This window comes from Micromonospora orduensis (assembly GCF_006228125.1).
Taxonomy (GTDB): domain Bacteria; phylum Actinomycetota; class Actinomycetes; order Mycobacteriales; family Micromonosporaceae; genus Micromonospora; species Micromonospora orduensis.
Window position 1 is genome coordinate 1 of the sequence record NZ_VDFY01000234.1, and the last position, 19,646, is coordinate 19,646.

Sequence of the window (19,646 nt, forward strand, 5' to 3'; positions counted from 1 at the left end):
CTCCAACGACCCGTTCCGGCCGGCGCGTCCCGCCGGGCGGCCCGGGCGGCGGCGGCGCGGCCACCGTCGAGCACCTGCAACGCCGGCCGGAACGGGTCGTTGGAGCGGGTGCTACGGGGGGTGCGCCGCTGCTCGGCGCCGCGCGCCGGCACGCCGCGCTCCTCGCGGACCGTCCGACCCCGAGGGGTGTACGCCCGAGCGCCGGAGATGCCGCCGATGCCCGGCTCGTCGGTGCGCGACTCGCCGTCGGCCGGTCCGGTGTCACGCGCAGAACCGCGCCGGGACCCCGTGGGGTTCCGGCGCGGTTCGTCCGATCTCGGTGGCACCGGTCAGCCTCCCGCGCCCTGGCTGGTCACCGACGGCTCGCCGGTCGCCGGCTTCGGCACGCCGAGCGGCAGCTTGCCGTCCGGCAGCCGGACGTACCCCGGCTCCCCGGCGTCCACCAGCCCCAGTCGACGCGCCTCGGCGGTCAGGTTCCCCGGCGCCTCCGCCTCGGCGATCTGCTTGTCGAGCTGCTGCTTCTCCAGGTCCAGTCGGGCCTGCTGCTGCTGCAGCTTCTCCAACCGGAACGCGTTCTCATTGATCTTGGTGTTGACCGCCAGGATGCCCAGCACCCCACCGACCACCAGGACCACGATCAGGGCCGCGAACGGCGCCCGGGGCACCGACACCGGCGCCGGCGGCGCCACCCGCAGCCGGGGCGGACGGGCGGTCGCCGCGACGCCGGTCTTCTCGACCGGACGCAGCGCGGCGCTGCCCTGGGTCGGGAACTCGCGCGCCCCCCGGGCGCGAGCCTCCCCCTGCCGATTCACTCGATCGATGCGTGGCGTACCGTTCCCCACGCGCGGAGCCCGCTCCGCCGCGGTCCGGCCCCCCGACCGCGGTGCGCGCTGCCCGCCGCCGGTGACGTCCCGGCGGTCGCGCTTGTCAATGTTCATGTCCCTCCCCCTCAACATCCGTCCCTCTACGGTCGCGGCGCCCCTGATCCCCCACGGATCAGGCGGACCCCGTGCCCGGTTGGTGCATTCCCTTCACCCGTCGGCGAGACCGTTCGCGGTCGGTCCGCCCCTGTTCTGTCGCGTTCGGGTCGAGTCGTTCCGCGGCCCGCAGCCGCACCGAAGCGGCGCGCGGGTTCGCGGCGACCTCCGCCTCCCCGGGCAGTTCGGCGCCCCGGCTCAGCAGCCGGAACGTCGGACCGGACCCGGGAAGCTCAACCGGGAGGTCGACCGGGCCCTTACTGCGGACCCGGTCCGCGAGCGCCGCCTTGGTGAGCCGGTCCTCCAGCGAGTGGTAGGACAGGACCACCATGCGACCGCCCACGGTCAGTGCGTCGAGCGCGGATGGCAACGCTGTCTCCAGCGCCGCCAGTTCTCTGTTTACCTCGATCCGTAAAGCCTGAAACGTTCTCTTTGCCGGGTGTCCGCCCGTTCGTCGGGCCGGTGCTGGAATCGAGTCCCGGACCAGCTCCGCCAGCCGCGCGGACGAGGTGATCCGGGCGCGTTCCCGCTCCCGGATGATCGCCGAGGCGATCCGACCGGCGAACTTCTCCTCGCCGTACACCCGCAGCACCCGGGCCAGGTCCGGGTGGGCGTACGTGTTGACCACCTCCTCGGCGGTCACCCCCCGCGTCTGGTCCATCCGCATGTCAAGTGGCGCGTCCTGCGCGTAGGCGAACCCGCGGTCGGGCGCGTCCAGTTGCAGCGACGACACCCCCAGGTCGAACAGGATCCCGTCGATGCCCGGATAGCCCAGCCGCTCCAGCACCTCGGGCAGCTCGTCGTAGACGGCGTGCTCCAGGTGGATGCGGTCGGCGAACCGGGCCAGCCGGACCCGCGCGTGCGCCAGCGCCTCGGTGTCCCGGTCGAGCCCGATGAGGACCGTCTCCGGGTGCGCCTGGAGCACCGCCTCCGCGTGCCCGGCCAGGCCGAGCGTGGCGTCGACGTGCACCGTCCGGCCGCCTCGACCCAGCGCGGGGGCCAGTAGCTCGAGACACCGCTCGAGCAGCACCGGCACGTGCGTGCCGCGCAACTCCCCCATGTCGACCCCCACTGGTTGAAACGTCCGTTCTTCTCGCGCGCCTGCCGTCGGACGGCGCTGCCGTCGTACCGCCAGATCCCCATCCGCTCCCGCCGGCCACCGGGGTCGGACCCGATGACTGGATCGTGCGCCTGGCACCGGGGAAGGGATGCCAGGAACTCGAAAGCGGCTGGAGATCTCGCAGTACGTCGGGCGCCGTTCCGCCCTACAGACCGCCGGGCAGCACCCCCTCCTCGATGTCGGCGAAGTCGTCTTCGCTCTCGGCGAGGTAGGTCTCCCAGGCGACCTTGTCCCAGATCTCCACCCGCGTGCTCGCGCCGATCACGACGAGATCGCGGTCCAGTGCGGCATACTCCCGCAGGTGGGACGGGATCGTCACCCGACCCTGCTTGTCCGGCACCTCGTCGTGCGCGCTGGCGAAGAAGACCCGGCTGTAGGCCCGGGCCGCCTTGTGCGTCATCGGCTGCGCGCGCAACTGCTCCGCGATCCGCTGGAACTCGGGTGTCGGGAAGACATAGAGACAGCGATCCTGCCCTTTGGTGACCACGACACCCCCCGCCAGCTCATCCCGGAACTTGGCCGGAAGGATCAACCGGCCCTTTTCGTCCAGGCGTGGAGTGTGGGTGCCGAGAAACACCGGCCCTACCCCCTCGCCCCTGAGCGGCGTTCGCGGCGCCGCTGACCCCCCGGGCCGGTGAGCCCTCCCGGCCTCACCATTGGTCCCCACTCTACTCCACTTCCCTCCACCCGCAACCAGATTCGCCCGCGTGGCGCGTCTGATCCGAGGGCAAAACCGCACGTCACACGGGGTGGAGCGGAGTGGAGGGCCACGGCGCCCCTCCGGCGTGGTCCGCTTTCCGACATAGATCGACTCCGTCCGGCGGACGCCGACCCGGCCGCCTGCGCGGATGCCACGGCCGAACGGTTCACCGTCGGCGGCGATCTGGTGAGGCGGGCGGTCCGGTAACCTCGCTCGCGTGACGGACGCGAAAATGCCCCTACGGGCCAAGGTGGCCAGCTCCGTGTCACGGACCGCCGCGGCGCTCTCCCGGGCGGCCGGCCGTGGCGACGGTTCGGTGATCGGCGGGTGGATCGGGCTGAAGATCGACCCGGACCTGCTGGCCCACCTGTCGGCCGGGCGCGCGATCGCGCTCGTCTCCGGCACCAACGGCAAGACCACCACCACGCGCCTGACCGCCGCCGCGGTCGGCGTGCTCGGCCGGGTCGCCACCAACTCGTTCGGCGCCAACATGCCCACCGGGCACACCTCGGCGCTGGCCAAGGCCGGCAGCACCCCGTACGCGGTGCTGGAGGTCGACGAGCACTACCTGGCCCAGGTGCTGGAGGCGACCGAACCGCACGTCGTCGCCCTGCTGAACCTGTCCCGCGACCAGCTGGACCGCGCCAAGGAGGTCGCCATGATGGCGCAGCTCTGGCGCGCGGCGTTGGTCCGGCACACCGACGTGCGGGTGGTGGCGAACGCCGACGACCCGATGGTCGTGTGGGCCGCCACCCCTCCGGCGGACCCGGCCCGGGGCATCAACCCACCCCACGTGACCTGGTTCAGCGCCGGCCAGCGCTGGCACGACGACTCCTGGGTCTGCCCCGAGTGCGGCTCGACCATCCAGCGCTCCGGCGGCCAGTGGTGGTGCACCGGCTGCCCGTTGCGCCGACCGGAGCCGCAGTGGGTCGTCGAGGACGAGGGCGTGCTCGACCCCACCGGCGCCTGGCACAAGGTCTCCCTGCAACTGCCCGGCAAGGTCAACCTCGGTAACGCGGCGACCGCGCTGGCCGTGGCCGCCGAGTTCGGCGTACGCCCGGTCGACGCGGTGTCCCGCCTCGGCATCGTCACCTCGGTGGCGGGCCGCTACGCGCAGGTGGACAAGGACGGGCGCAACATCCGGCTGCTGCTGGCCAAGAACCCGGCCAGTTGGCTGGAGGCGTTCGACATGGCCGACGAGGCGCCGACCCTGCTCTCCATCAACGCGCGCGACCCCGACGGACTGGACACCTCCTGGCTCTTCGACGTCGACTTCGCGCCGCTGCGCGGCCGGCAGGTGCTGATCACCGGCGACCGGGCGTACGACCTGGCGGTCCGACTGGACGTCAACGACGTACCGTTCCAGCACGTCCGCACCTTCGACGACGCGATCCGGTCGGTCCCGCCCGGGCGGCTGGAGGTCATCGCGAACTACACCGCGTTCCAGGACATCCGAGCGGAGTTGGACCGTGTCAACTGAGAGCCTGCGTATCGTCTGGATCTACCCCGACCTGCTGTCCACCTACGGCGACCGGGGCAACGCGCTGATCCTGGCCCGGCGGGCGCGCCAGCGTGGCATGCCGGTGGAGGTGCTGGAGGTCCGCTCCGACGAGCGGCTGCCCGCGACCGCCGACATCTACCTGGTCGGCGGCGGTGAGGACGGGCCGCAGGCGCTGGGCGCGCAGCGGTTGATCGCCGACGGCGGTCTGCACCGGGCGGTGGCCCAGGGTTCGGTGGTGTTCGGTGTCTGCGCCGGCTACCAGCTGCTCGGCATGTCCTTCTTCGCCAAGGGCGTGCAGTGTCGTGGCCTGGAGCTGCTCGACCTCCAGTCCGACCGGGGTCCGAGCCGGGCCGTCGGCGAGCTGGCCGGCGAGATCGACCCCCGGCTGGGTCTGCCCGCCCTGACCGGCTTCGAGAACCACGGCGGCCGTACCCACCTCGGCCCGGAGGTCTCTCCGCTGGCCCGGGTCACCGCCGGGGTGGGCAACGACGGCGCCACCGAGGGCGCCTGGCGCGGCAAGCTGCTCGGCACCTACTCGCACGGTCCCGCGCTGGCCCGCAACCCGGCCCTGGCCGACCTGCTGCTGCGCTGGGCCACCGGGGCGCACCAGCTTCCGCCGCTGGACGACACCTGGTCCGACCGGCTCCGCAACGAGCGTCGCGCCGCAGTGGCCGCCGCCCGGGCATGATCCGCGCCGTCCGGCGGCTGCTGCGGCAACCGTCGGCCGCCCGGTTCTCTCTGCTCGTCCTGCTGATCGGCTGCTGCGGGCTGCTGCTGCTCCTGGTGCCCCGACCGGATCCGGAGCAGCTCCCGGCGCTGGCCGACCGGTTGGGTGACCTCGCTCCGGTGGCCGCGATCCTCGGCGGCGCGCTGCTGCTGGTCGCGCTGGTCCCCCGGACGTTCATCACGCTCGCCGCCGGCGCGATCTTCGGCCCCCTGGAGGGTGCCGCGTACGCCCTGGGCGCCGCGCTGGTGGCGGCGGCGATCGGGTTCACTGTCGGCCGGCTGCTCGGCCGGGAGTTCGTCGCCGAACGGGTCCGTGGCCGGCTGGCCCGTCTCGACCGGTGGTTCGCGCGGCAGAGCGTGTTCGGCGTGGTCACCGTCCGGCTGCTGCCGATCGCCGGCTTCGGGCTGGTCAGCTACGGCTACGGCACGACCGGCGCGCGGATGCTGCCGTTCCTGGCCGGCAGCGTCATCGCCTCGGCGCCGACCGCCTTCGGGTACGCCGCCATCGGCGCGGCAGTCAGCTCCCCCGGTCACGTCAACTGGTACGCCGCCGCCCCCGCCAGCCTCGGCCTGATCGCCGGCCTGGTGCTGGCCCACCGGTGGTGGCGGGCCGAACGGCAGCGCCGCTCGATGCCGGTGTGAGCGGGTCGACCGGCTCGGCCGAGGAGCCGCTGACGGGCGGCTTCGTGGCTGACGTGGTCCGGGTCGGCGACACGGTGCGCCGTACCCCACCGGCCAACCCGGAGTTCGTCGCCGCGCTGCTGCGCCACCTGGCCGCAAGGGGCGCGGACCTCGCGCCCCTTGCGCTCGGTGTCGACGAGCGGGGCCGGCAGATGCTCAGCTACGTCGCGGGCCGGGTGCCGTGGCGGGACCGGGAGGATCCAGGTTTCTTCGCCGACCCGGCGTTGGTGCGGCTGGCCGAGCTGATCCGTCTGTTGCACGACGCGTGCGCGGGAACCGACCTGGCCGGCGACGCCGAGACGGTGTGCCACCGCGACCTCTCTCCGAAGAACACGGTGTACCGGGACTTCCCGGCCGGGCCGCTCCCGGTGGCCTTCGTCGACTGGGACCTGGCCGGGCCGGGTCGGCGGATCGAGGATGTGGCGTTCGCCGGTTGGCACTGGGCCCCGCTGGGCGAGGGCGCCGACCCCGCCGAGCTGGGCCGGCGGTGTCGCGTCCTCTGCGACGCCTACGAGTCGGGGTCGCCCGCGCTGGACCGGGGCGAGCTGGTGGACGTGATGCTCCACCAGCTGGAGGGCACCTGGCGGGGCATCGAGGCCGGCGCCGCCCGGGGTGAGCCGGCCCTTCGCCGGCTGCGCGACGCGGGCGTGCCCGGCGGGGTGCGCCGCTGGCAGGAGTGGTTGCGCAGCCGTCGTCCGGTCGTGGAGGCGGCGCTGACCGGCTGACCCGCGCGGCGGGCAGCCGAGGGCGGGGGCGGTGTGTTCGGTGAGCGGTATGACTCAGGGGCATGTTCATTCCACTGAGTCATACCGCTCGGCACGATGCACCGGTGCCGTTGCCGACCCGCCGGCTGTCCCCGGCCGCACCGGGGAGGCGACGGTGGGCGTCAGGCGACGACCGAGACCAGGCGGCCCGGGACCACGATGACCTTGCGGGGTTCCTTACCGGCCAGGGTGGCGGCGACCGCGTCCAGGGCCGCCGCGCGGACGGTCTCCTCGGACGCGTCGGCGGGCACCTCGACGCGGCCCCGGACCTTCCCGTTGACCTGCACCGGGTAGGTCACCGTGTCGGCCACCAGCAGCGCCGGGTCGGCGGTCGGGAAGTCCGCGTACGTCAGCGAGGTCTCGTGACCCATCCGACGCCACAGCTCCTCAGCGATGTGCGGGGCGAACGGCGCCACCATCAGCACCAGCGGCTCGGCCACCTCGCGGGGCGTCGCCGACAGCCCGGTCAGCCCGTTGGTCAGCTGGATCAACTTGGCGATCGCCGTGTTGAACCGGATGTTGTCCATGTCCCCACGGACCCCGTCGATGACCTTGTGCAGCAGCCGGCGGGTCGCCTCGTCGGCCGGGTCGTCGGTGACCCGCAGCGCACCTGTCTGCTCGTCGACCACGGCCCGCCAGACCCGCTGCAGGAACCGGTACGAGCCGACCACCGCCCGGGTCTCCCACGGACGGGACACCTCCAGCGGGCCCATCGACATCTCGTACACCCGGAAGGTGTCGGCACCGTACGCGGCGCACATGTCGTCGGGCGTCACCACGTTCTTCAGGGACTTGCCCATCTTGCCGTACTCGCGGTTGACCACCAGGTCGCCCAGGTAGTAGGCGCCGTCGCGCTCGACGACCTCCTCGGCCTGCACGTAGCTGCCCCGCGAGTCGGTGTACGCGTACGCCTGGATCATGCCCTGGTTGAACAGCTTGCGGAACGGCTCGAACGACGACACGTGCCCCAGGTCGTACAGCACCTTGTGCCAGAACCGCGCGTACAGCAGGTGCAGCACGGCGTGCTCGGCGCCACCGACGTACAGGTCGGTGCCCCCGCAGTCGCCCGCGCCGCGCGGACCCATCCAGTACCGCTCGTTCTCCTCGTCCACGAACCGGGAGCTGTTGGTCGGGTCCAGGTAGCGCAGCTCGTACCAGCAGGAGCCGGCCCACTGCGGCATCACGTTCGTCTCGCGGGTGTAGCGCTGCGGCCCGTCACCCAGGTCCAGTTCCACCTCGACCCAGTCGCGCCGCCGCGACAGCGGCGTCTCCGGGTTGGAGTCCGCGTCGTCCGGGTCGAAGGTCTTCGGCGAGAAGTCGTCCACCTCGGGCAGCTCGACCGGCAGCATCTCCTCCGGCAGGGCGATGGCCGCGCCGGTGGAGTCGTAGACGATCGGGAACGGCTCACCCCAGTAGCGCTGCCGGGAGAACAGCCAGTCGCGCAGCCGGTAGGTGACCGCGCCGGTGCCGTGCCCGTTCGCCTCCAGCCAGGCGATGATCGCCGCCTTGGCGTCGGCGACCCCCAGGCCGTTCAGGTCCAGGCCGCGCTCGGGCGCGGCGCTGTTGATGGCCGGGCCGTCACCTGTGTACGCCTTGCCGTCGAAGCCCTCCGCCGGCTGCACGGTCCGCACGATGGGCAGCTCGAAGACCTCGGCGAACGCCCAGTCCCGCTCGTCCTGCGCCGGCACCGCCATGATCGCGCCGGTGCCGTAGCCGGCCAGCACGTAGTCGGCGATGAAGATCGGGATCTGCGCGCCGGTGACCGGGTTGGTGGCGTACGCGCCAATGAAGACGCCGGTCTTCTCCTTGCTGTCGGACTGCCGCTCGACGTCGGTCTTGGCCGCCGCCGCCTTGCGGTACGCCTCGACGGCCACCCGGGGGCTGGCGTGCCCGCCGGTCCAGGCGTCCCTGGTCCCCTCCGGCCAGGCCGCCGGCGCCAGCGCGTCGACCAGCTCGTGCTCGGGCGCCAGCACCATGTAGGTGGCACCGAAGACGGTGTCCGGTCGGGTCGTGAACACCCGCACCGGATCCTGCGCGGTCGGGAAGTCGATGTGCGCGCCTGTCGAGCGACCGATCCAGTTGCGCTGCATGTGCTTGATCGCCTCGGGCCAGTCCAGGCTGTCCAGGTCGTCCAGCAGCCGGTCGCCGTACGCGGTGATCCGCATCATCCACTGCTTCAGGTTGCGCTTGAAGACCGGGAAGTTGCCCCGCTCGGAGCGGCCGTCGGCGGTGACCTCCTCGTTGGCCAGCACGGTGCCCAGCCCGGGGCACCAGTTGACCGGGGCGTGCGACACGTACGCCAGGCGGTGGTCGTCGACGACCTGCCGGCGCTCGGCGACGCTCAGCTCGGCCCAGGCCCGACCGTCGGGGGTGGACCGGTTGCCGCCCTCGAACTCGGCGATCAGTTCGGTGATCGGGCGGGCGCGCCGGGCGTCGCGGTCGTACCAGGAGTTGAAGATCTGCAGGAAGATCCACTGGGTCCAGCGGTAGAAGTCGGTGTCGATGGTCGCCACCGAACGACGCTCGTCGTGGGCCAGCCCCAGCCGGCGCAGCTGCGCCTTGTACCGCTCGATGTTCGCCACGGTGGTGGTCCGGGGGTGGGTGCCGGTCTGCACCGCGTACTGCTCGGCGGGCAGACCGAACGCGTCGAAGCCCATCGCGTGCAGCACGTTGCGCCCGGCCATCCGCTGGTAGCGGGCGTACGAGTCGGTGCCGATGTAGCCCAGCGGGTGACCCACGTGCAGGCCGGCGCCCGACGGGTAGGGGAACATGTCCAGCACGTACAGCTTCTCCGCGCCGGCGCGGGGGTGCGTCGGGTCGGCCAGCGGGCCGGTCGGGTTCGGTGCGTGGAAGGTGCCCTCGCGTGCCCAGGTGTCCTGCCAACGATTCTCGATCTCGTCGGCCAGGGCCGCGGTGTACCGGAACGGGGGAATGTCGCCCGCCGGTGCGGCTGCCTCACTCATCGTCTCTCCTCGCTTCGCTTCGCTTCGTCTCGGCGTCACCGGGCCGGACCGGCGACGGGCACAAAAAAGCCCCTCGCGCAGGAGGGGCCGCCGTGCTGTCACGCGTTCAGCGCATCAGCACGGCCCGGTAAGAAGCAGGAAGACTCCGGCCATGCCCGCAGTGTACCCCGCCGGCAGTTTTCCCGACCGACGCCGTACCCCGTCCCCCGACCTGGCGAATATCGGTGCGTAACCGACGGACTACCTGCGGGGGTCGGCGATAACGACAAACATGGTTAGCCTGAGAGGCCAGTGAGAATCCTGCGGCAGACGAGGCTCGACGTCGCGAACCCAACGGCGGGTCCAGGTGCTCTCTACAGAGCTGCCGTGACGGCGACGAGGAGGAGGCCCGTGACACAACAGACCTGGGACGAGGTGGGCGGCCTGTTGCCGCACGACGAGTTCCGCGCCGCCAGCGAGGCCATCGTGGCCAACATCGAGCAGGTCATCGAGGGCAAGACCGCCACCGTGCGGCTCGCCCTGGCCGTTCTGCTCGCCGAGGGCCACCTCCTGATCGAAGACGTCCCCGGTGTCGGAAAGACCAAGCTGGCCAAGGCCCTCGCGCGGTCCATCGACTGCACGGTGCGCCGGATCCAGTTCACCCCCGACCTGCTGCCCAGCGACGTCACCGGTGTCAGCGTCTACAACCAGGAGACGCACGACTTCGAGTTCCGCCCGGGCGCCGTCTTCGCCAACCTGGTCGTCGGCGACGAGATCAACCGGGCCTCGCCGAAGACCCAGTCGGCGTTGCTGGAGTGCATGGAGGAACGCCAGGTCACCGTCGACGGTGTGACCTACCAGCTGCAGACCCCGTTCATGGTCATCGCCACCCAGAACCCGATCGAGATGGAGGGGACCTACCCGCTGCCCGAGGCGCAGCGGGACCGGTTCACCGCCCGGATCGCCATGGGCTACCCCGACTCGGGCGCCGAGCTGGCCATGCTCGACGGGCACGGCGCCACCGACCCGCTGCACGAGCTGCGTCCGGTCTCCGACGCGGCCATCGTCCGGCAGCTCATCGCCACCGTCCGTCAGGTGCACGTCGCCGACGCCGTCAAGCAGTACGCCATCGACCTGGTCACCGCCACCCGCGAGGCCCCCGACCTGCGGCTCGGCGCGTCCCCCCGGGCGACCCTGCAACTGCTGCGCACCGCCCGGGCGGTCGCCGCCCTGGAGGGGCGCGACTACGTCCTCCCCGACGACCTGCAGGCCCTCGCGGTGCCCGTGCTCGCCCACCGGATCATCCCGACCGCCGACGCGCAGCTCGCCCGGCGCACCACCGACGCGATCGTCTCCGAGCTGGTGCACCGGCTGCCGCTGCCACACGACCGGCAGCGCAACCCGTACGACACCCGGCCCGCCACCGGCAACGGCCGCGCGCCCTACGAGCCGCGGAGGCCGTGACGTGCGTGCCGGGCTACGCGGGTTGACCACCCGCGGGCGCTCCTTCCTCGCCGCCGCCGTCGCGGCGGCGATCTCGGCCGGCATCCTCGGCGAGAAGGACCTGCTCCGGGTGGCCGTGCTGCTGGCCATCCTCCCGCTGCTGGCCGCCGCCTACGTCGGGCGCAGCCGCTACAAGCTGGCCTGCAACCGGTCACTGGACCCGCACCGGGTTCCGGTCGGGGCCAACTCCCGGGTGGTGCTGCGCCTGCAGAACCTGTCCCGCCTGCCCACCGGCACCCTGCTCCTGGAGGACCGGCTGCCCTACGCGCTGGGCAGCCGACCCCGGGTGGTGTTGGAGCGGCTCGGCGCACACCAGGCCAGCTCCGTGGCGTACACGGTGCGGGCCGACGTGCGGGGCCGCTACGACGTGGGCCCGCTGGTCGTCCGGATGACCGACCCGTTCGGCCTCTGCGAGCTCACCCGGTCCTTCCCCAGCACCGACCACCTGACGGTCATCCCGCAGGTCACCCCGCTGCCGTCGGTCCGGCTCCCCGGGGAGTACGCGGGCAGCGGCGACAGCCGGGCCCGGTCGGTGGCGGTGCACGGCGAGGACGACGCGGCGACCCGGGAGTACCGGCGCGGCGACGACCTGCGCCGGGTGCACTGGAAGTCCACGGCGCGCACCGGCGAGCTGATGGTGCGCCGCGAGGAGCAGCCGTGGGAGAGCCGTGCCACGGTCGTCCTGGACACCCGCGCGTACGGCCACCGGGGTGACGGGCCGACGGCGAGTTTCGAGTGGGCCGTGTCCGCCGCCGCCAGCATCGCGGTGCACCTGCGGCAGGCCGGCTACAAACTGCGCCTGGTCACCGGCTCCGGAGTGGACGTGGACGCCTCGGAGGCCGGCGGGGATGGGGCGCTGCTCGACCATCTGGCCGAGGTGCGACTGGACCAGCGCGCCGACGTGACCGAGCTGGTGCAGCGGGTCCGGCAGCGCGCCGACGGCGGTCTGATCATCGGGCTGTTCGGCGCGGTGAGCGTGGCCGAGGCCGAGTTGCTGGCCGGGTTGCGGGGCAACGGCGCCACCTGCGTCGGTTTCCTGTTGGACAGCTCCACCTGGCTCAGCCTGCCGGAGAAGGCGCGGGCCGAGGCGGAGCGCACGCACGGGGCCGCCGCGCTCGCCCTGTTGCAGAGCGGCTGGCGGGTGGTCGGCGTCGACCACGGCAGCCGTCTGCCGGCGTTGTGGCCGCAGGCGGGCCGGGGCTCCCAGGGCTTCGCCCTGCGCGCCGCGCTGGCCGAGACGGTCGCCGGCGGCGTGCGATGAACGGAAGGTTCCCCTCATGATCGCCAGTCGGAACATCGGCGCGGTGGCGGCCGCCGCCACGCTGCTCGCCGCCGCGCCGCTGTCGGCCATCTTCCAGAGCTGGACGTGGCTGATCCAGTCGGCGATCGCGGTGGCCGTGGTGGCCGGGGTGGCCGCGCTGACCCGGCTCGTCCGGGCACCGCTGTGGGGTCAGGTGCTGGGCATGCTCGCCGCCCTGCTGCTCGCCCTGACCTGGCTGTTCCCCAGCGGCTCGGAGCTGCTCGCGTTCCTGCCCTCGACGGGCACCGTCAGCCACTTCGCCGACCTGCTCAACGGCTCCATGCAGGACATGCGCTCGTACGGCGTCGAGGTCCCCGACACCGACCCGCTGCTGTTCATCACGGTGCTCGGCGTCGGCGGCGTGGCCGTGCTTGTCGACGTCCTGGCGGTGGGCCTGCGCCGGCCCGCGCTGGCCGGGCTGCCGATGCTCGCCATCTACTCGGTGCCGGTCGCCGTCTACGTGGACAGCGTCCCCGCGACGCCGTTCGTGGTGGGCGCCGCCGGTTACCTCTGGCTGCTGGTGACCGACAACGTCCAACGGGTACGCCGGTTCGGCCGCCGGTTCACCGGTGACGGCCGCGACGTCGACGTGTGGGAGGCGTCCCCGTTGGCGTCGGCCGGCCGCCGGCTCGCGGCGGTCGGTGTGGCGCTGGCTGTCGTGGTGCCGCTGGCCGTGCCGGGCATGACCGGCGGGCTGCTGGACACGCTCACCGAGGGGACGGGCAACGGCACCGGCAACGGCCGTTCGGGTTCCGGTGGCGCGTCGGGGCGGATCGACCTGTTCGCCGCGCTGGCCGGTCAGCTCAACCAGTCCGAAGTGGCCGACCTGGTCAAGGTGACCACCTCCGAGCCCAACCCGTTCTACCTGCGCTACGCCGTCGCCGACGAGCTGCGTCCGAACGGGTTCCAGGCGCGTACCCCCAGCGGACGGGCGGTCAACCGGGACCTGCCGGACCCGACCGAGCGGGCCGGTCGAGGGGTGCAGCAGAGCCCGTACCGGGCGACCGTCGAGGTGACCAAGAGCCTGAGCATGTCCCTGATGCCGGTGTACGCCGAGCCGACCCGCACCGACGACCTGAGCGGCAACTGGCTGTACGACCCCAACCAGCAGGTCATCTTCTCCAACCGGGAGAGCTCCCGGGGTCGCAAGTACACGTTCGACTACATCCGCTCGGCGTACTCCCCCGCCCTGCTGCGGACCGCGCGGCCGCTGCCGGCCGACCACCCGGTACGCCGGCAACTGACCGCCACCCCCGGCACGGTGCCCGAGGTGGAGGAACTGGTCAAGGGGCTGGTCCAGGGCAAGCGCACCGACTATGACCGGGTGTTGGCGATCTACCAGCACTTCTCCGCGGACAACGGGTTCAGCTACCGGCTCAGCACCCAGAGCGGCAGCAGCGGCCAGGACATCGTCAACTTCCTGACCAACAAGGTCGGCTACTGCCAGCAGTACGCGGCGGCGATGGCCTGGCTGGTCCGCACGGCCGGCATCCCGGCCCGGGTGGCGTTCGGCTTCACCAACGGCAGCAAGCGCGACGGCGACACGTACACGCTGACCAACCTCAACCTGCACGCCTGGACCGAGGTCTACTTCGACGGCATCGGCTGGGTGCCGTTCGACGCCACCCCGTCGTACGGGGTGGCGGGCTCCACCCGGTCCTCGTGGGCTCCGGACACGGACGCGCCGGAGCCGACCACGCCGGGTTCCGGTACGGCGGACACTCCGCAGGGTCCGGACGCGACGGCCGGCCCGGCCGGCCCGGACAACGCCGACCGGGACACCGACACGGGCCTGTCCCTGGGCGGGCAGACGCCGACCGAGGAACCTCCGGTGTGGCCCTGGTGGACGGCGGGTCTGCTGGCGCTGTTGGCGCTGCTCGCGGTGCCGGCGCTGCGCCGGCTGGCCCTGCGGCGTCGGCGTAGCGGCCGAGCGGTGGGCGCCATGGTGGCCTCCCCCGCCGCCGGGGACGGCGACGGCGACGGCGCGCCGCAGGCACGGGTGGTGGTCGTGGCGGACGCCAACCAGGCCCGTGCGGACGCGCACGCCGCCTGGGCGGAACTGCTCGACACGTTGGTGGACTTCCAGGTGCGGGTGGACCAGACCGAGACTCCCCGGGCCACCGCGGACCGGCTGGTCCGGGAAACCCTCGCCGACGACGTCGACGCGGTCGGCGCGGCGCGGTTGCTGGGCCGGGCCGAGGAGCGGGCCCGGTACGCCAGGGATCCGCTGACCGGCGAACGCCTGCCGCCGGCGCTGCGCGCGGTCCGGAGTGCGCTCGCCGCCCGGGCGGACCGCAGGACCAGGGTGCTCGCCGCTCTGCTGCCGCCGTCGGTGCTGCTGCGCTGGCGCACGGCCCTCGCGGACAACTCCAGCCGGATGGTGGCGTTGACCGGCCGCGCCCGGTACCGCCTGCTGCGCTGGAATCCGCGTCGCCTGCTGGCCGACCGAACGGCCCGCTGAGCACCAACTGTCCGGGGGCGGTGGCGACCTGCCACCGCTCCCGCACCGTCACCGCCCCGGATGGCCGTGCCGTGGCTCGGCCAGGGCACGGCGTGAGGTTGACGCGAGGTCGGGTGTGCGATGCCTGCGGCGGCGGACGAGGGCGCGCGGATACGGTAGGGGTCGCCGGGGCTGTCCGGCGACCCGCTCGTCGCGGTGTACGGCCCGCCTCAGCGGCGGGACGGGCTCAGCGGTGCCCCTCCGGGCGCTGCCGCCACCTGTCCTCCATGCGGTCCAGGAGTGACGGCCGGCGACCGGATCGGCCACCGCCGCGGGGACGACGACGACTCGTCGTGCCGCCCACCACGTGCAGGTCGGGTGACTGCGCCCGACGGTGCGACTGCACCGCGAACGCGGCCGAGGCCAGCATGACGACGAAGCCCGCCACCGCCAGCGGTGGAGTCTTGATCACCGCGCCATAGACCAGTAGAGCCAAACCAGCGATGATCACGCCGGCAGCGACGAGCAGGCGACGCCGCGCATGGAAGCGCGGATCGCTGGCGCGCACGGCCGAGGCGAATTTGGGGTCCTCGGCAAGCGACCGCTCGATCTGCTCGAACAGCCGCTGCTCGTGCTCCGAGAGCGGCACGGCACTCCTCCCCGGTCACGTTGGTCGGGCCCACTCGGGCCGACAGACCGTGGCAGCCAACCGGCTGCTTACCCGCAAGTCTACGAGGGGGGTCGCGCGTCGGAAAGCGGGACGACCTACGGGTGGGGTGGATTTTCGTTTCGACGGGGATCACGGTCGCGCATCAGACTGGCCGGACCTATGACGGACCGCCCGAATCGGGCAGCAGCGGCGTCGGCGGCAGCTTCCGCCTCGCGCCAACCGCGCTCGGGCGCGCCGAGGGTGAGCTGCCGGGGTGCGCCCTGGGCGGGAGCGAGGCCCTCCACCCGGACACCGACGAGGCGGATCCGCTCGCCCGGGTCCAGCGCGGTGTAGAGCGCCCACACCGTGTCGAACATCTCGCGGGCGGTGTCGGTGGCAACGCCGAGGGTGCGGGAGCGGTTGACGGTGCGGAAGTCGGCCAGCCGGACCTTGAGGGTGACCGTCCGCCCCACCTGCCCGGAGCCCCGCAGTCGTACCCCGACCTTCGCGCTGAGAGCGAGCAGGGCGCGACGGATCTCCAGCGGATCGGCCACGTCGGCGTCGAAGGTCACCTCGGCGCCGATGGACTTGTCGACGTGCTCGGGGCTGACCCGGCGCGGGTCCCGTCCCCAGGCCAGCTCGTGCAGGTGGGCCGACGCCGCCGCGCCGACCGCCCGGCGGAGCATCCCGGGCGGGGCCTCGGCCAGGTCGCCGACGGTGGCCAGGCCGAGCCGGCGCAGCGTCTCGGCGGCCCGCTCCCCCACCCCCCAGAGGGCGTCGACAGGCAGCGGGTGCAGGAATTCGAGGACCTGCCCCGGGGGCACGACAAGCAGGCCGTCCGGTTTGGCGCGGGTGGAGCCGAGCTTGGCCACGAACTTGCTCGGCGCCACCCCGACCGAGCAGGTCAGCCCCTGCTCGTCGGCGACCCGGCGGCGGATCAGCCGGGCGATGGTGGCCGGGGAACCGAACAGTCGGCGGGCGCCGGCCACGTCGAGGAACGCCTCGTCGAGGGAGAGCGGCTCGACCAGCGGGGTGACGTCCCGGAAGATCTGCATGACCGCCCGGGAGGCCTCCGTGTAGGCGGTGAAATCCGGCGCCAGGTAGACGGCGTGCGGGCAGCGCGCCCGGGCCTGGCTGGTCGGCATCGCGCTGCGTACGCCGTAGCGGCGGGCCTCGTAGCTGGCCGAGCTGACCACGCCCCGCGGCCCGATGCCGCCGACGATCACGGGTCGGCCGCGCAGCTCGGGTCGACGGCGCACCTCGACGGCGGCGAAGAAGGCGTCCATGTCGACGTGCAGGATCGGGCTCGCGGAGTCATCGGCATCCGGCCCGAAGCGTGGATCCCCGCCCCGGGGCAACGACTGACTGCGGCCCATCCCGGCAGGTTAACCCGGGGGTACGACAACACCAGCGGCCAACCTGCCGGGCCGTACGCCCCTCAGCCCCGTACGACCACCAGCGGCACGGTCAGCTCGGCCGCCGTGTCCGCCCCGTGGTAGGCCACCAGCTTCGACGCCATCGGCCGCTCGGTGCGGCTGGCCATCACCGCGTACGTGTCGTTGCAGATCACCACCACGTCGCCGATCCGCCCGAGATGCTCCTCGGGCACCGGCCCGAACCAGCCGGTGGCCACCATCTCGGCGCGGGTGCGTACCCGGGCGGCCTCGCCGAGCACGGCCGACCAGGCGGCCACCACGTCGTCCACCGCGCCCGGAGCGACGTGCAGGTAGCGGACCCGGGCCTCCCCGGCGACCACCCGGACCCCGTCGCGCAGCCGAGGATCGGTGTCCAGGTCGAAGCGGTGTCCGGCGGGAATGTCGAGCTGGCCGTGGTCGGCGGTCACCAGCAGCGCCGCGTCCGACGGCAGCCCGTCGACCAGCCGGGCGACCAGCGCGTCCACCTCGCTCGCGGCGATCCGCCAGGGCGCCGAGTCGACGCCGCTGAGGTGGCCGTGCCGGTCCAGGTCCGCGTGGTAGCCGGAGACCAGGGTCGGTCCGGCGCCGGCGGTCAGCGCCGCCAGCATGGTGGCGGCCACCTCGTCCCCGCCGGCGGCGCCCCGGAAGTCCCCGCCCCGGTTGGCGGCAAGCGTCAACCCGCTGCCGCCGAACTCGGGCCGGCTCACCACTGTCGTCGTCACACCGGCGGCGCGGGCGCGCTCCAGCTGGGTGGTCACCGGCTGCCAGCTCAGCGGCGACGGATCCCCCGCCCAGTCGGTGTGGGTGAGCACCCGGTCCGTGCCGGGCACCCGCACGGTGAAGCCGAGCACCCCGTGCGCGCCCGGCGCGACGCCGGTGCCCAGCGACACCAGGCTGGTCGGGGTGGTGGACGGAAACCCGGCGAGCAACGGGCGTCCCGCCGTCGCGGCGAGCCCGGCGAGCGTCGGCGCGTACGGGGTGGCGGTCGGCACCTGGTACCAGCCGAGCCCGTCGACCAGCAGCACGGCTATCCGGCGTACCCCGGCCAGCGCGGGGACGAGCCCGAGCGGGTCCGCCGACCCGGGCACGCCCAGCACGGCGAGCGCGCTGGGCAGCACGTCGGCGAGTCGGCCCGCGCCGTGGTCCGGCCCGAGGACCGTCAGCGGCGCGGGGGGACCACCCGGCGGCGTGGTCATGCCGGTCGGCGGGCGAACAGGTGCAGCTGGGCGGCCAGGTCCCGGTACGGGGGCTGGGCCGCGAGCGCACGTTCCAGCTCGACCAGGGCGGCGGACTGTCCGTCGGCGACCGCCGCCGGCAGCAGGTCGGCCAGCACGCGTACCCCGTGGATCTCCTCGACCACGAGCCCGGCGGCGGCGAGCAGCGCGGCGGCGCCGGGGGCGTCGTAGCGGCGGCGCAGCGTGTCGCGCGGCCCGGCGGTGCCGGACCGGTCGGCGGCCAGGGCGGTCGCGACGTCCAGGTGGCCGTTCATCGCCCGGCCCAGCACGGCGGCGGCCCGGCCGGCCACCAGCACACTTGCCGCGCCGCCGGGACGCAGCGCGGTGGCCAGCGCGGTCACCACAGGCGTCGGGTCGTCGACGACCTCCAGCACGGCGTGGCAGAGCACCAGGTCGACGCCGGCCGGCTCGACCAGGCCGGCGAGGGCGTCGCCGTCGCCCTGCACCGCCGCGATCCGGTCGGCCACCCCGGCCTCGGCGGCCCGACGGGTGAGCGCGGCCAGCGCGTCCGGGCTCGCGTCGACGACTGTGACGCGGTGCCCGGCGCGGGCCAGCGGGACGGCGAAACCACCCGTGCCGCCGCCCACGTCCAGCACGGTGAGCTCGGTGTCGCCACGCCGGTCCAGCTCGGCGCGGAGCACCGACCAGATCACGGCGGTACGGGCGGTCAGCGGCGGCCCGGCGAACCGGCCTCGGGTCTGCTCCACCCGGTCGAGCCTAGTGGTCAGGACTCAGCGCCCTCGACCGCGTCCTCGGCCCGGGACCGGCGCTCGTTGGCCACCGGACCGTTTGTCACCTCGTACTCACGGGGGTCGGTGAGGTGCGACGGCATCCAGCCGGAGCCCAGCCGGGTCCGTCGGGCGTTGGCGATTCCACCGCCGGTGTACGTGTGGTTCCCCATCACTTGTCATTCCCCCTCATGGATCACGGGCCGCTCTGCCCGTTCCGCACGAGTCTCCCGCTCGGGGGCGTCAGAAACCGTAATGTGGATCACTGTTCAGCGGAAGTCACGGGAGGCGGGACTGACCGGCGGCTCGATGGCGTCCAGCCGGTCGGCGACCAGGTTGGTCACCCCCTCGTGGCGCTGCAACCGCCCCCGCACCACAAGCGCGGCGCTGGTGCGGGCCACCCGCCGGTAGCGCTGCCACAGCCCCGGCGAACAGGTGACATTGAGCATCCCCGTCTCGTCCTCCAGGTTGAGGAAGGTCACCCCGCCCGCGGTCGCCGGGCGCTGCCGGTGGGTGACGATGCCGCCGACCCGGATCCGCTGCCCCGGCTCCACCCGGCCCAGCCGGGCGATCGGCACCGCGCCGAGCACGTCGAGCTGCCCCCGGATGAACCGGGCCGGATGGCTCTCCGGCGACAACCCGGTGGCCCACACGTCGGCGACCAGCCGGTCCACCGCCTCCATCCCGGGCAGCATCGGCGCCGCCGCGCCGCTCACCGTGCCGGGTAGTCGACCCGGCCGGTCCTGGGCCGCCGCACCGGCGGCCCACAGCGCCTCCCGCCGGGTCAGCCCGAAACAGGCGAAGGCGTCCGCGGTGGCCAGCGCCTCCAGCTGCGCGGCGGTGAGGCCGACCCGCCGGGCCAGATCCGGCATGTCCCGGTACGGCCCGCCCGCCGCCCGCTCGGCCTCGATCCGCTCGGCCACCTCGGATCCGAGGGTACGCACGCTGGACAGCCCCAGCCGGAC

Annotated in this window: 16 protein-coding genes and 2 pseudogenes; 7 read left to right on the top strand and 11 right to left on the bottom strand. The window is 73.4% G+C overall.

The genetic code is table 11. The features are described 5' to 3' along the window. From FHG89_RS26665 to mraZ, 4 genes and pseudogenes are all read right to left on the bottom strand, one after another. Window positions 1-326 (bottom strand): annotated as a pseudogene (locus FHG89_RS26665) (penicillin-binding protein 2); the annotation flags it as partial. A 3-nt stretch (window positions 327-329) separates the two neighbouring features. Beyond that, window positions 330-938 carry a cell division protein FtsL gene (gene ftsL / locus FHG89_RS26670; RefSeq protein ID WP_139587165.1) on the bottom strand — a complete coding sequence of 203 codons (609 nt, stop codon included), beginning with the start codon at window positions 936-938 and terminating at the stop codon, window positions 330-332. Then, window positions 928-2,037 (bottom strand): annotated as a pseudogene (gene rsmH, locus FHG89_RS26675) (16S rRNA (cytosine(1402)-N(4))-methyltransferase RsmH). Before rsmH ends, ftsL begins: the two are co-directional and overlap by 11 nt. 205 nt (window positions 2,038-2,242) lie before the next feature. After that, window positions 2,243-2,674: a division/cell wall cluster transcriptional repressor MraZ gene (mraZ, locus tag FHG89_RS26680; RefSeq protein ID WP_139587166.1), complete on the bottom strand. Its 432-nt coding sequence runs from the start codon at window positions 2,672-2,674 to the stop codon at window positions 2,243-2,245. Window positions 2,675-3,029: 355 nt separating this feature from the next. Here mraZ and FHG89_RS26685 point away from each other — a divergent pair, with 355 nt between their 5' ends. The 4 genes from FHG89_RS26685 to FHG89_RS26700 are packed head-to-tail and all read left to right on the top strand — an operon-like array spanning window position 3,030 to window position 6,430. Then, a complete protein-coding gene (locus FHG89_RS26685) occupies window positions 3,030-4,277 on the top strand; it encodes a MurT ligase domain-containing protein (protein ID WP_139587178.1) in 1,248 nt (415 codons plus the stop codon). After that, entirely contained in the window at window positions 4,267-4,986 is a 720-nt protein-coding gene (locus FHG89_RS26690; RefSeq protein ID WP_139587167.1) for a type 1 glutamine amidotransferase, read from the top strand. The genes FHG89_RS26685 and FHG89_RS26690 overlap by 11 nt, the downstream gene beginning before the upstream one ends. Beyond that, window positions 4,983-5,666 (top strand): TVP38/TMEM64 family protein, encoded by a 684-nt coding sequence (locus FHG89_RS26695; protein ID WP_139587168.1) that lies wholly within the window; start codon window positions 4,983-4,985, stop codon window positions 5,664-5,666. Before FHG89_RS26690 ends, FHG89_RS26695 begins: the two co-directional genes overlap by 4 nt. Continuing rightward, window positions 5,663-6,430 (top strand): phosphotransferase, encoded by a 768-nt coding sequence (locus FHG89_RS26700; protein WP_139587169.1) that lies wholly within the window; start codon window positions 5,663-5,665, stop codon window positions 6,428-6,430. Before FHG89_RS26695 ends, FHG89_RS26700 begins: the two co-directional genes overlap by 4 nt. Window positions 6,431-6,591: 161 nt before the next feature. Here the strand turns inward: FHG89_RS26700 and leuS are convergent, their stop codons facing one another. Beyond that, window positions 6,592-9,432 carry a leucine--tRNA ligase gene (leuS, locus tag FHG89_RS26705; RefSeq protein ID WP_139587170.1) on the bottom strand — a complete coding sequence of 947 codons (2,841 nt, stop codon included), beginning with the start codon at window positions 9,430-9,432 and terminating at the stop codon, window positions 6,592-6,594. Between the two features lie 390 nt (window positions 9,433-9,822). Between leuS and FHG89_RS26710 the strand changes: the two genes are divergently transcribed. The 3 genes from FHG89_RS26710 to FHG89_RS26720 are packed head-to-tail and all read left to right on the top strand — an operon-like array spanning window position 9,823 to window position 14,675. After that, the gene (locus tag FHG89_RS26710) at window positions 9,823-10,875 is read left to right on the top strand and encodes an AAA family ATPase (RefSeq protein ID WP_139587171.1); all 1,053 of its coding nucleotides are present in this window, start codon (window positions 9,823-9,825) and stop codon (window positions 10,873-10,875) included. A gap of 1 nt (window position 10,876) precedes the next feature. Beyond that, the gene (locus FHG89_RS26715) at window positions 10,877-12,175 is read left to right on the top strand and encodes a DUF58 domain-containing protein (protein WP_139587172.1); all 1,299 of its coding nucleotides are present in this window, start codon (window positions 10,877-10,879) and stop codon (window positions 12,173-12,175) included. 16 nt (window positions 12,176-12,191) lie between these two features. Then, window positions 12,192-14,675 (top strand): transglutaminase TgpA family protein, encoded by a 2,484-nt coding sequence (locus FHG89_RS26720; RefSeq protein ID WP_139587173.1) that lies wholly within the window; start codon window positions 12,192-12,194, stop codon window positions 14,673-14,675. Between the two features lie 226 nt (window positions 14,676-14,901). Here FHG89_RS26720 and FHG89_RS26725 read toward each other — a convergent pair whose 3' ends face one another. The 6 genes from FHG89_RS26725 to FHG89_RS26745 form a co-directional block, all read right to left on the bottom strand. Next, window positions 14,902-15,303, bottom strand: a complete 402-nt coding sequence (locus FHG89_RS26725) for a DUF3040 domain-containing protein (RefSeq protein ID WP_139587174.1) — start codon at window positions 15,301-15,303, stop codon at window positions 14,902-14,904. 116 nt (window positions 15,304-15,419) lie between these two features. Then, the gene (locus FHG89_RS26730) at window positions 15,420-16,679 is read right to left on the bottom strand and encodes a DNA polymerase IV (protein WP_139587175.1); all 1,260 of its coding nucleotides are present in this window, start codon (window positions 16,677-16,679) and stop codon (window positions 15,420-15,422) included. Window positions 16,680-16,741: 62 nt separating this feature from the next. Further along, window positions 16,742-17,914, bottom strand: coding sequence for an alkaline phosphatase family protein (locus FHG89_RS26735; protein ID WP_139587176.1), 1,173 nt, complete (start codon window positions 17,912-17,914; stop codon window positions 16,742-16,744). Continuing rightward, the gene (locus FHG89_RS26740; RefSeq protein WP_139587177.1) at window positions 17,911-18,681 is read right to left on the bottom strand and encodes a methyltransferase domain-containing protein; all 771 of its coding nucleotides are present in this window, start codon (window positions 18,679-18,681) and stop codon (window positions 17,911-17,913) included. The genes FHG89_RS26735 and FHG89_RS26740 overlap by 4 nt, the downstream gene beginning before the upstream one ends. Beyond that, window positions 18,678-18,854 carry a hypothetical protein gene (locus FHG89_RS33130; RefSeq protein ID WP_167517534.1) on the bottom strand — a complete coding sequence of 59 codons (177 nt, stop codon included), beginning with the start codon at window positions 18,852-18,854 and terminating at the stop codon, window positions 18,678-18,680. Before FHG89_RS33130 ends, FHG89_RS26740 begins: the two co-directional genes overlap by 4 nt. A 96-nt stretch (window positions 18,855-18,950) precedes the next feature. Beyond that, on the bottom strand, window positions 18,951-19,646 hold a 696-nt coding region (locus tag FHG89_RS26745), incomplete at its 5' end, for a helix-hairpin-helix domain-containing protein (protein WP_244295884.1).